The organism is Butyricimonas faecalis (assembly GCF_003991565.1).
In the GTDB taxonomy this organism is placed as follows: Bacteria; Bacteroidota; Bacteroidia; order Bacteroidales; family Marinifilaceae; genus Butyricimonas; species Butyricimonas faecalis.
Map to the genome: position 1 here is coordinate 1,248,921 of NZ_CP032819.1, position 12,325 is coordinate 1,261,245.

A 12,325-nucleotide genomic window follows, 5' to 3' on the forward strand; every position below is an offset into this window, starting at 1 on the left:
AAAATTCGGACTTGTTAGACAAATACTTACGCGGTTTCAACCTCAGGTACTGAATCTATCGAATTGACAAATTTAACCAATTGCGGATCTGAATCTTTTTGTATGAGGTTTCGGAGACTCTTTTTCAATTCATAAGCATCATCCCCTGCTGTATTTATTAAATCCATATAAAAATCTTTGTTTTGCAGAATCAATGAACGGCATGCCCCATCGGAAATTACAGGTTTCACTATTTTATCAATAACGTCTCCAGCTTGACTTTTCAAATTACCATGCGATCTAAGCCATGTTTCGAAAAATTGAAACTTTATTGCATTGATAGTCTTTTTACCGATGCAGAAATCATTTCTTATATCGGTAACTGTCGATTTAATTTTTCGTTTATCCAATCTTTCAACTATATTCTTGAAACAATTAGGGAAAGGATTCAAACTTTGAGTTCCAGAAGCAATATCCATCAGAATCTTTTTGCCAAATTCAGTCAAGTTATCTGGCAAGGATTTGATTTTAGCCAGTAAATGTTTTATTGCGACAAACCAATAATATGATGTATGTGCTGTTCTTTGGGCGTATAATGTATCAACACTTATTTCAGACAACGCTTCGAACGCTATTTTATTGATATGATCGGTCAGGACATTGCTTATTTTAGTGGTCAAATCGTAAAAAGATGCGTCAGGAATTACATCTTTAATATTGTTCTTAGTGATATACTTATCCAAATCGGTATTCCACTCTGCTAAATGCTCGATAAATACCTCATCCGTTACACCTATTCTGTTCTTAATATCTTCAAATTGGGGCAATATGTCTGAGAGCAATAATTTATAGCCAAGTTTATGATTTACCATGTATTGTAGTGTTTCATTTAATAGCGGTATATTCCATCCCACACTATTTACTAATAAGTCTCCATGATCCACATAATAGTCCATGAGTTCTGCAACATATTTTATATCTCCACCCTCTATTAAGGAAACGGAATGACCATGTGCCAATTGCATGGCGACTAAATCGTAATATCCAGACTCTTTAATGTTTCGGCCATCAGTTTCTAATTCAGAATGCAACTGATTTATGTAGGTTGAATCTAACGTTACAGGTAAAGGTCTTTCTTCGTCAGATGCCAATAAACGATAGGTTGTAAATATAGCCCCTATATTATCTTTATTTACATTCTGTTCATCAATGCAATTCGTGATCGCTTGCAAAAGCGTTGGAAACGTATAGGTAGAATTATCTTTTAACGTTTTTACAATATCTGCATGGTCGAAATTATCGGGTAGTAAGTTTGCCAAATAATTATCGAGCGCCTCCGAATTTGTTGCTACTTGATAATATTTATATGCTTTAGTTGTCGCGTTATCCCGATAGGCAGCATCTGTTGCATTTGCAGCTTGAATATAATCGATAAATGTATTTGGCTTGACTGTTTTTGCTTCAATCAATGACGTAAAATCGCACGCCAACTTATTTTGCGCAATAAACCTGTCTATTGCATCTAACGTTTTGAAATAGTCGCCGCCATTGAAGTCATTGAACCGAACTATCTTCTTATATAATTGAGCAATCACATGGTTTTGGCTTTCCGTGTCTAAATGCAACAGCAGTTCTTGGTATTCGACAGGGAACACCTGCTTCTCTATGGATTCTTTTAATTTCAATTGTGCTATTCTTTGCCATACACGCAGAATAACATCGCTCTTTCGAGTTAATTTATGCAAACAATGTATAATCTTATCGATAAGCGCATTGTCCATACATTGTATAACTTCTTCTAATACAGTGTCAAATTGTTTATTAGTCTCTGCATATTGATTTATGTCGTGGTCTTCTTCTCCGTTGATGCAGCCTTCAATATATTTTTTCAATGGAATTTGTCGAGCATCTTCAACATCGACACCATATACCAAAGCTGCAATTTCGCGTTGTGTTTGCAGATCATTGTTAATTATTGTTTGAATGCCATTCAGATAGTCGCCGGACAATATTTGTTCTACTGGATTTGCCAGAATATCCGTCTTCTTCAAACAGAACAATGCTATGTTTATCATCAAAATTTCGTTACACCACTCTTGTTTAAGAGCGACCATCTCATTGATATATGATATAATTTCCCTAACATTGGCATTAGGATTTACCAATCTGAATATCCGATTTATAGTTTCTTTCGCTTCATTTTCTGTTTCTCCAAATGCTTCAACAAACAGTTTGTTGAATATACTTCGATAGTCGGTAATAACAGGAGGAGCAACACGATAAACAATAGGGAAAGTTTTATTGATAAAATACTTGGTCAGTTGTTTCGTTTGTTCGTCGGTCTCATCTCCGAATGCACAAGCTAAATGTGTTTCATCGAAAGGAATAACAGCCCAAACATTTTCAAAACCGCTATCGGCGAAGAACGTATGGATAGAAGACCATAATTCTTTTACTTTTTCAGCGGGGAGACGATCCATGTTGTCAAAAACAAGGACTAATTTACGTTGTCCTTTTTCCTTGATAAAATCAGAAATGTCTTGCATCCATGTTTTGAACTCGTAAACCGTTGGTTCGTCTTCGCTCAAAGTCTCATAGCAAACGTCCTTTTCGACTTTATCTTGATAAATAGCTAACATATAACTCCATCCATATTTATGATCTTTGCTATATGCCCATTTCCAAACGCACAATGCAATAAGAACTGGCAGTGCAGCTATGATAATAGACAATAAAGAAAACCACCATGTTGTGGGTGTAGGTTTTACTGCATACGCAATAAATGTAAATATCGGAGTTAAAACTGCAACCAAAAATGCCGCAACCATACCATTACTGATAAGGGGATATTTTTCGGTTACGGTCTCCGTTTTACGGGCTAATAAATATTTCAGCTTTTCAGACCATGATACGGTTTTCGTACCTCCACCTTTGACTTTTATTGTTGCATTTCCAGATAGGATACCATCATCAATAAGTTTGCTTGTAAGCAATTCCAATATAGAGCGGCGTTGCAAGTCCTCTTGATGTCCCCATGCGTCATACTCAAAAAAGTAATAGTCGTCTGATAATTCACGTTCCAACATTTTAACCACGTTGGATTTTCCAGATCCCCAAATACCTTCGATGCCGATAATTCGAGGTAAAGTACATTCCTCATCCAATGAATCATTCTGACAAAAATGGCGAGCAATAGTTTTTGCCAACCTTTCTTGCGAACCTCCATCGAATTTGTCAATACCACACGGTTTATTTTGGATAAACCGCGGATATTGCTGTTTGGATTGTAGTTTTGTTTCCATATACGTAATTTATTGATTATACGAACTCCAAATAATTCTCCCGATTTACCACATGAAACTCGGCATAGGGATAGGCTTCTTGGAAGGCTTTCGGTGCGGCCGGCATTTTATTTCCCCACTTGAACTCCAAGGCGGTAAGACTGTCGGCACTCTCCTCAATCAGGTCGATTTCCTGTTTGTCGTAGGTGCGCCAGAAATAGAACTCCCTGTGCAGTCCCTCATTGAAGTTCGCTTTGCGCCGCTCTCCGATGATGTAGTTCTCCCACAGCGCACCGACATCCTGCCGAATGGCCAGCGGTGAGAAAGCCCCGATAATGGCATTGCGAATGCCGTTGTCGTAGAAGTACCACTTGCCAGCTTTTGTAACCTCCTTGCGTAGGTTACGCGAATAAGCCCCCAGACGATAGATAACGAAGACCTTTTCCAATAGGTCGAGGTATTTTTCAACGGTCGTCTTGCTCATGCCGAGTTGTTTACCTAACTCTTCGTAAGAAACTTCGCTGCCCAACTGAAAAGCTATCAATCGCAGTAGATCGCGCATCTTGCTCGAATTTTTTAAGCCGTCAATTGCTAAGATATCTTTAAGCAGGTATGCACCGACAATATCACGTAGGTAGTCTGTTTTACGTTCATAGTTCTCCATCATTACTACTTCGGGATAGGAACCGTAAATCAAGCGCGCTTCGAGGTTCTGGCGGGTTTCAAGTGCCGTTTCCGTCTGTGCGATTTCCCGTTGCGAGAATGGTGTAAGGAGAAATTGCGTACTGCGGCCGACCAACGGTTCACCAGTCTTATTCAGCAAATCGAATGACGAAGAACCACTTGCCAAGACACTTATTCCCGGTATTTCATCAACTATCAACTTCAGAATACTACCGATTTGTGGTATGTTCTGTGCCTCATCAATAGCCAGCAAATCAATACCATCCAATAAATGCCGATAATTGGCTATTGAGCGATTCTCCAATAGTGCTAATGTGTCGTAGTCTTCGCCGTTGAGCATCATCGTCCTACCTGAATAGTTGTCCACAATTTTACGCATCATTACCGTTTTACCAACACGGCGAGCACCAAAAATCAGTACTGCTTTATTGGGCGCGATTCGTGCTGTAATCTTCTCTTGAAGTATTCTATTTACTGTTTCCATACCTTATAAAATATAATGCAAAGATAATCATATTTTTTTAATTGGCGAATTTTACAAAAAAAACGGGCTATTAAATGGCGATTTTTACAACCACAATCTTATGGAAGTTGTTTCATTGTTTTTAGTAATGATATATGTTCATACTATGATGACTCAATAATTTACCAGACATACGTTTCTGAAATTTGTCCTTATAGGAATGAAAAACTCACATATATTGTGCTAATTAATATATAATTAAATGAAAATAAAAAGACAGGATACGAGTATTCCTGTCTTCTCATATGTAATGGATATTTTTTTATTTTCTCATCCGCTCCAACTCCTCATCACGCAACATTCTCTCGTTCAGTTTTTCCTGCATCCTGTCAATGAAATAGGTGCGGCTTTCGTTCTTCCGGCGTTTGATATCAGTGTAGAAGCGGTAGCAGTCTTTAGAATCAACCCCGAATATCTTATAGAGAAGTGGGGCGAGCTGTTTGAGCGGCATATTGCCGTTGTTGATGCAGCCCATCACGTCTATGCCGTAGATAAGTTCCACGAGGTCGATGGCATTGCCCGTCCATTGAAGAAGGCTGGCGGTGGTTTCTGTTGCGTTGTTGGCGGATATTAGTGGTGGCACTTGGGGCGTGGCAAGGAATTTCTGCATCTTTCTTACGAAAGACAGAGCCTTGCTGACGTAGGCGGCAATCTCTCTTTTTTCTTCTGACAGATTACGTACGGGATGGTGCTGCAACTCGATTTCGATGTAGGCAAGCGCGATGACGGTAAGGTTCATGTCCATGCCGCCGTTGCACAGTTCGATCACTTGGGTGGCGAAAGCCGTGTATGCCGTTTCCATATTGCAGTCGCCGGCTTCGTTTATCAGGCGGAAAAAGTCGGTTTCCGCCAGCAAGAAATAATTCATGGTTCTGTCAATTTTGAAAATTACACTTTGTTTTCTGCGTGCGCACATGAATATAATTGGCAAAAAACGCGGCAGAAAATAAAAAATCCAACACTCAATTTTACAAAGTGCTGGATTTCAGAGGTATAAAATTCAGTATTTTTTCACAAGGACAAATTATCTCCGACTTAAATTGTTTGTAATCGGAACATTTATTCTATTCCTGAAAATAGAAATGTATGCTTGCCGCACATTTTGGCTATCTTGCTTTTTTATCAAGGATATAGATAATGCGACATACACCGTTGGGATAGCTTTTCAAAGAGGAAAGCGTCCAGTGTTGCTCTGGCAGAGCCGACTTAAAAAAATGTCGTCCGCTTCCGGATATGAAAGGAACGGTGTATAGTATGATTTCATCCACAGCGTGCATCCGCAGCAGTCCGTTTATATAGTCTGCCGTGTCCGGTGTGGCTTCCGCGAGGTAACGGATGTTTGTGCAGTCTTTTCTCCATTCGTGCAGCATTGAAATGGAATAGTCCGGTGTCACACGGTAAAAGGCTTTCTTCCTGATTTCATCAAGACCGCAACGGTCAAGGCACAAATCCTGATGTGCTTTATCATATAACTCTGAAGAAAGACATCCGTCCATCGTCAGTACGGCGAGAATCTGAACTTTACCCATAATCGTTTCCTTTCGTTAGGCAAGGGTAAAAAAGTAGCGTGCAATTCACACTACCTTCAAGCGATGGCTCTGGTAAAGCCTTTACGGAGAGTACGTGAATGCACGCTATGCGTAAGCATAGCATAAGCATCACGCAATCGTCTCCGTAGTTCCAATTTACCAGATTTTCGCTTGAAACGCCTTGCGGTCTTATCCTATATGTTGGCGGCGAAAAGCTCCTGCCAATCGCCGTTTTTCTCAAATGTTATGCAAAGATAGCCAAATTCAGTGAATTACGGGCTATGATTGCTTGAATTTATATTTAAGTCCATACTCTTCAAGTTTGCTGTATAGTGTTGTCCTGCCTATGCCGAGCAGTTCTGCGGCGACACTCCGGTTGCCGTTTGCCTGTTTCAACGCACGCAATATCCGCTCCTTATCCTCCGCGTCATTGCGCAAGGCGAAGCTGACAGTAGAGGTCGGTTTCGTCACGGCAAGTTCCAGATGCTCTTTCATGACAACACCTTCCTGCGCCTGCAATACAGCACCCATAACTTTCTGCCGAAGTTCCCGCACGTTGCCCGGCCATGCGTGTGTCAGCAACGCTTTACGTGCTTCGGAACTGAACCCGCTCACGCTACACTCCAGCTCTCTGTTTGCCATATCACGGAAGAACTCTGCCAGCGGCATAATGTCTTCTTGACAGTCACGCAACGGAGGAACGGTTATCCCGAAGTCGTGCAGGCGGTACAGAAGATCCTGCCGAAAACGCTTTTCATTCACCGATACCTCCAAATCTTCATTGGTAGCAGCGATGATGCGGACATTGAAATTCCGGTCTGCCTTGTCTCCGACCGGGCGATACCGCCTCTCCTGTATGGCACGGAGCAACATCTGTTGGGTTTCCAACGCGAGGTTTCCTACCTCGTCCAGAAACAACGTGCCGCCTTCCGCCTCATGGAAATATCCTTTCTTGGCATTGTCCGCACCTGTAAATGCACCTTTGACGTGTCCGAAGAAAGCCGACGGTGCAAGCTCTTTGGAGAGTGAACCGCAGTCCACCGCCACAAATGGCTTGCCTGCACGTTTGCTCTTGTCATGCAACAGGTGGGCAATATGCTCCTTGCCCGTGCCGTTCTCACCAAATATCATCACGCTCATATCGGTGGCGGCTACCAGCCTTATGCGGTGCATGATTTTCTGAAAGGCGGAACCTTCACGGGCGAATATAGGCATACGGCGTTGTCCTGCCTGACGTTCTTTCAGTATGGAACGGATCAGGGGGACAAGTTTATCCTCCACAAGCTGTTTGGGAATATAGTCTATCGAGCCGAGTTTCATGCTTTCCACGGCGGTATTAACTTCGGCGTAGTCGGTCATAATGATGAAGGGCTGCATCTTTCCCTCCTTTCGCATCCAGCACAAAAGGTCTATGCCACTGCCGTCAGGCAGACGCAGGTCGGCAACCACGATATCATTATCTGTTGCCTGTTGCAGATGTTTCTTCGCGGTTGAGAGGTGGTAAGCCTTCATATTGCGGTAGCCCTCCCGTGACAGCATATTGCAGACATATTCGCAATACACGATGTTGTCTTCCACCACAATTATTTTTGTCTTATTCATCTTCGTATTTTCTCCTTTCCTCTTCTGCCAACCGTATTATTTCCACTCCCTTATCCAGCACGGCAGTCACGGCATGGCTTAACGCTTCACCATCCGGGAGAGCATCGCCACGAAGCAATCCGTAAAGTACATTCAGCGGTTGGTCGGCACGGAGCACCTCCCACGAACTGCGCAGGTGGTGGATCAGGGAATCCAGCTTTTGCAGGTCTTTTTCTTTTGCTGCATCCCGTACCGCCTGCATTTCCTTTTCTGTTTCAGTTATCAACTTTTCCAGCATGACGGCTTCATTGCCATAGGACAATAAGGCGGAAAAGTCCGGTTTCCCGTCCGGTGTCGCTTTTATGGCACACCTGTCGGAAACCTCCATCAGTTCCGATATGGAGAACGGTTTGAACAGGCATCCGGCAAAGCCTTTTGCCAATAGTTCCCCTTTGTTACAACTGCCCGAAGCGGTTGCCACAACCACCGGGATTGTTGGTGAATTGCCCACGTTGGACGAACGCAACAGTTCCAGCAATTCGAAACCGTTTATATCGGGCATATTCAAGTCTGTCAGCAACAGGCTGTATTCTTTCTGGCGTATCATTTCCATCAGTGCCGCAGCATCGGTGCAAGTGTCGCAGTGTATTCCTTCTTGGGAATACATCTCTTTCAGCATCAGAAGTAATACCTCATCATTGTCAATGGCGACAACATCATGGAATTTATTGTTATGATAAACAGGTGTATTGCTTGTATATCCAAGCTGTTCTTCAGCTTCCTGCATAGAAATTTCAACTGTGAAACGACTGCCTTTCCCTTTCTTGCTGTCTAAACGGATTGTTCCGCCAAGCATCGACACAATATTACGCATTATGGCAAGCCCAAGCCCGAAACCCTCCTTTGCGGCGGCATTTGATAGACGTTCAAACGCACCGAACGCTTGTTTCTGTTCCTCTTCTGTCATGCCTGTACCTGTATCTTCAACGACCAGTGTCAGAACTCCATTATCATATTCAGTAATCAAAGAAACACCGCCTTCTTCTGTGAACTTGACAGCGTTTGACAGCAGGTTATTCCCGATTTGTATTATTCGCTCTTTGTCGGTCAATACAATGGCATCGTGTCCAGTCTTCACGGACAAGGACAGCCCTTTGTTCACGGCAACAGGCATGAACTCCGTTTCAAGTGTGTGCGTGATTGCTGAAATCCGGCAGGGTGACAGACGGGGCTGTTCCTTGCCGTTGTCCAGGCGGAAGAAGTCAAGCAAAGTGTTAAGCATATCCCGCATACGGTCGGAGGATTGCAGTATGTTTTGGATATACTGCCCGGACTTATCCTCACACTGTTCTTTCCGTATCAGTCCGGCATAGCCTGTTATTGCTGTCAGCGGTGTGCGCAGTTCATGGGTGATAGTATGTACCGCCTTCTTCCTTGACGTTATCAGTGCCTCGTTCCGTTGTACGGATTGTTCCAGTTGCCTTATCAAATCAGTTGTCTTGTGCTTGTATTGTTTAATGCTTTTTGCATCACGATGTATGATGATGTAGGAAATTAACAACAATAGAAGAACGAATCCCATTAAACCGCCTACTTGCATAAATGACTTTTCACGCATGGCAACTATTTCGTTTTCCCGGCTTTGCAGTTCGGTTTGTACCTTTTCTTCTATTTGGCAAATCAATTCTTGCAGTTGTCTGTTAAGTTCTGCATTACGAGCTGCAAGGCTGTCGGCTTGTTCCGACAATTGGCGATCCTGCACTTTCTGTTCGCTGATTACGTTTCTATTGACCGAATGAAGGATAGTGGTTGATACTGCTGGAGTTACTTCCTTTTTTTTGCCGAATATGCCTAAGAAACCTTTTCGTTTTGGCTTTTTGGACTGTTCCTGCACACTTTTCTGTACAATAACCGGAATTTGATTGGCTATCTTCTTGTTAATAGATTGTTGTTCATCCATTAACCGGACTATCTGGAACATCTGTCGTTCCTTATCCTCTAAAAGACTGCGCACACTATCGATGCGCTCTGCTGGATAGGTGGCCTTGAAACGGCAGAGCATACTGTCCATTGCCATACGCCGTGCATGGTAATGCTCGATATCTTTATCGTTCCATTCCAGTATTGTTTCACCCAATAGAGAAAATTTTATCATTTGAATATTGATATTGTTTATTTCTTTTCGGAGCTCGTCTATTTTTTTATTGCCAAGTTCTAATGCTTCTATCTCCTGCCATTCATAGAGGCTATTATATGCCATACATCCGATAAGAATGGAGATAAGTATATATCCCAACCGTATTGCCTTATAGAAATTTCCTGACCGCTCCATTATTTTAATGACATTGATTTTTGGAACATGAATAAAAGTTTATCTTTTTCGTTCATGCGGATATTATCAGAATAACCGTCTTTTGTTATTTGATACCCACATGGCTTAACCATAAAAATGCCTAAGCCCTTAGTGTACGAACTTACTTCTGAGGCATAGTCTTTACTTGTATTTAATGGAACTTTCCCTTTAATATGACACCACTCATTATTACAACTGATGTCTTCAATCTCAGACATCAGTTTTTGCAAATCTGTAATAGCTTTGGAACTCGCTACTTGGGGTATCTGCAACTCAAAACAGAGCATCGGTTCGAGAATGTCCACACCTGACTGTTGCAAAGCCAGCCTGAAGACATAAGGGGTCAGCTGTCTGAAATCAGCAGGTGTACTTACCGGGCTATAATACTCGGCTTGAGTAAAAGTTACTTTCAGATCTGTCACTTCCCATCCATGTAAACCAGATTGGCAAGACATACGAATCCCTTCAAAAACGGCATTTTGAAAAGAATGGTTCAGATAACCATAGGAGATGTCACTTTCGATTTGCAACCCTGCCCCTAACGGTAAGGGTTCAAGAGTCAGCCCTATTGTGGCCCAGTAAGGGTTGGGTGGTACTTCGATCTGAATAATCTTATTGACCTTTTTTATAGGTCGTTCTTTGTAGATAGTCTTGATCTCATCAAAATGGACCTTTACGGAAAATCGTTCTTCCAGCAATGTCTGTATGATTTCCTTTTGGGTCAAACCATATAACGAGATTTCCAATTCATCACTATATGAGTTTATGGAAAAGGACAAAGACGGGTCTTCAATCCACAATGTATTCAGAGCGGATATCACCTTGCTTCTCTCTTCGGGCTTATTTGGCCGGACGGAGGATTTGAGAGCGGGATGCTGATGAGATAATCCTTGAATCAAACAAGGTTTAGCACCTAAATAATCTCCGATTCGAAAATCTTCTATATCTTCTACAATCGCGATATCATTGGCACCCACTTCATCAACATTTATCTCTCTGCCCTGATAAATAGTCTTTAGATTTTTAATCTTGATGAATTTTTCCGAATCGTTGATTCTTACAACGTCTCGAAGTCTCAGACTTCCGTCAATTATTTTAAGAAAACTTCTTTTATGCCCTTTGGGGTCATGCTCTATCTTATAGAGATAAGCTGAAAGTCTGTTTGAGACTGATGCCGGAGGAAGTATAAAAGAAGAAATGGCGTCCAACAACTCATTGATACCGATATTGAACATTGCTGATCCATGTAGCACCGGATAGACTTTGGCTTTTGCCACAAGAGCGATTATCGTATTCCAATAATCAGCCGGTGAAATTTCGCTATCCGCCAAATATCGTTCTAATATATCGTCGTCATGGTTGCATACAAATTCTTTGTATTCTTCCTTTATATATGTTTGGGAGCAAACCGGATAAACCGATCCATCGACAACAGTTTGCATAAACAGGACATCTTGCGACAGATTTGTTTTTATATCCATATACAAACGCTCCAAATTCACACCGGCACGGTCAATCTTATTGATAAATATAATTGTCGGGATTTGCAGCTTTTGTAAAGTACTGAACAGCAACTTTGTCTGCGCTTGTATGCCTTCCTTTGCGGATAAGATGAGGACTGCTCCATCAAGCATTTTGAATGTCCGCTCCACTTCCGCAATAAAATCCATGTGTCCCGGAGTGTCAATGATATTGCATTTCACTCCATTCCAGATAATAGATGTCGTAGAAGCCCGGACAGTAATTCCTCTACGTTTCTCTATATCCATAGAGTCCGTTATGGTGTCACCATTATCCACACGGCCGCACTTTTCCGTTGCTCCACTGGCAAACAGCAGATTCTCGGTTACGGAAGTTTTTCCTGCATCAATGTGAGCAAGAATTCCTAAATTTATAATATTCATTTGGATTAAGCAATAATATACTACAGTAGATGCATTGTCGAAACGCACCTTTTAATACCTCCTCGTAGCATATGAGAACTACAGGATTACTAACTCGTATTAATATGTATATTATTACTGCCGCATAACGATTACAAAATTACACAAAAAAATATATCTAACAAAAGTGGGAGGATTTTTTAACTTTTTACCATAGACATTTTATTAGGGAAGCGTAGGTTCAACTGGCAAGTACAAATAAGTAGAAATGTTTGAACAACACCGTTTTAGGAAGTTGAAAAATCAAGTTTCTCTCTCGGTATAGCGTTTATTTTGGCCAATATCTTCTTTAGTTTAGCATTTGTGTATTTCCCATTCGTGTTCTATTTAGCTCCTTATTATGAGTATGTAGCAAGTTACTTATCAAATTCAGCCTCTTTGAGGGTCAAATATGGTTTTGCAAATGGTGACTGACAAGACATAAACAAGGTCAGCAGGAATTTTTTACATAA

The 12,325-nt window shown here is 41.6% G+C and carries 7 protein-coding genes; all 7 read right to left on the reverse strand.

Annotated features, from left to right (window positions below; translation table 11 throughout):
• Positions 1 to 26: 26 nt before the first annotated feature.
• The 7 genes from D8S85_RS05530 to tet(Q) all read right to left on the reverse strand — a co-directional run bounded on the left by D8S85_RS05530 (position 27) and on the right by tet(Q) (position 11,834).
• On the reverse strand, positions 27 to 3,281 hold the full coding sequence (locus D8S85_RS05530; RefSeq protein ID WP_004291481.1) for a P-loop NTPase fold protein: 3,255 nt from the start codon (positions 3,279 to 3,281) through the stop codon (positions 27 to 29).
• Positions 3,282 to 3,297: 16 nt separating this feature from the next.
• Positions 3,298 to 4,428, reverse strand: coding sequence for an ATP-binding protein (locus tag D8S85_RS05535; RefSeq protein WP_004291480.1), 1,131 nt, complete (start codon positions 4,426 to 4,428; stop codon positions 3,298 to 3,300).
• Positions 4,429 to 4,729: 301 nt separating this feature from the next.
• Positions 4,730 to 5,335 carry an RteC domain-containing protein gene (locus D8S85_RS05540; RefSeq protein WP_004304269.1) on the reverse strand — a complete coding sequence of 202 codons (606 nt, stop codon included), beginning with the start codon at positions 5,333 to 5,335 and terminating at the stop codon, positions 4,730 to 4,732.
• Between the two features lie 238 nt (positions 5,336 to 5,573).
• The gene (locus D8S85_RS05545; protein WP_004291474.1) at positions 5,574 to 5,996 is read right to left on the reverse strand and encodes a dihydrofolate reductase family protein; all 423 of its coding nucleotides are present in this window, start codon (positions 5,994 to 5,996) and stop codon (positions 5,574 to 5,576) included.
• Between the two features lie 279 nt (positions 5,997 to 6,275).
• Positions 6,276 to 7,598, reverse strand: a complete 1,323-nt coding sequence (locus tag D8S85_RS05550; protein ID WP_004291471.1) for a sigma-54-dependent transcriptional regulator — start codon at positions 7,596 to 7,598, stop codon at positions 6,276 to 6,278.
• On the reverse strand, positions 7,591 to 9,909 hold the full coding sequence (locus D8S85_RS05555; RefSeq protein ID WP_004291467.1) for a hybrid sensor histidine kinase/response regulator: 2,319 nt from the start codon (positions 9,907 to 9,909) through the stop codon (positions 7,591 to 7,593). The genes D8S85_RS05550 and D8S85_RS05555 overlap by 8 nt, the downstream gene beginning before the upstream one ends.
• The gene (gene tet(Q) / locus D8S85_RS05560) at positions 9,909 to 11,834 is read right to left on the reverse strand and encodes a tetracycline resistance ribosomal protection protein Tet(Q) (RefSeq protein WP_004291466.1); all 1,926 of its coding nucleotides are present in this window, start codon (positions 11,832 to 11,834) and stop codon (positions 9,909 to 9,911) included. The genes D8S85_RS05555 and tet(Q) overlap by 1 nt, the downstream gene beginning before the upstream one ends.
• Positions 11,835 to 12,325: the final 491 nt, after the last annotated feature.

Bases quoted from the DNA above. Each gene is read 5' to 3' on its own strand.
- D8S85_RS05530 (WP_004291481.1), bottom strand. From the start codon at position 3,281: ATGGAAACAAAACTACAATCCAAACAGCAATATCCGCGGTTTATCCAA.
- D8S85_RS05535 (WP_004291480.1), bottom strand. From the start codon at position 4,428: ATGGAAACAGTAAATAGAATACTTCAAGAGAAGATTACAGCACGAATC.
- D8S85_RS05540 (WP_004304269.1), bottom strand. From the start codon at position 5,335: ATGAATTATTTCTTGCTGGCGGAAACCGACTTTTTCCGCCTGATAAAC.
- D8S85_RS05545 (WP_004291474.1), bottom strand. From the start codon at position 5,996: ATGGGTAAAGTTCAGATTCTCGCCGTACTGACGATGGACGGATGTCTT.
- D8S85_RS05550 (WP_004291471.1), bottom strand. From the start codon at position 7,598: ATGAATAAGACAAAAATAATTGTGGTGGAAGACAACATCGTGTATTGC.
- D8S85_RS05555 (WP_004291467.1), bottom strand. From the start codon at position 9,909: ATGGAGCGGTCAGGAAATTTCTATAAGGCAATACGGTTGGGATATATA.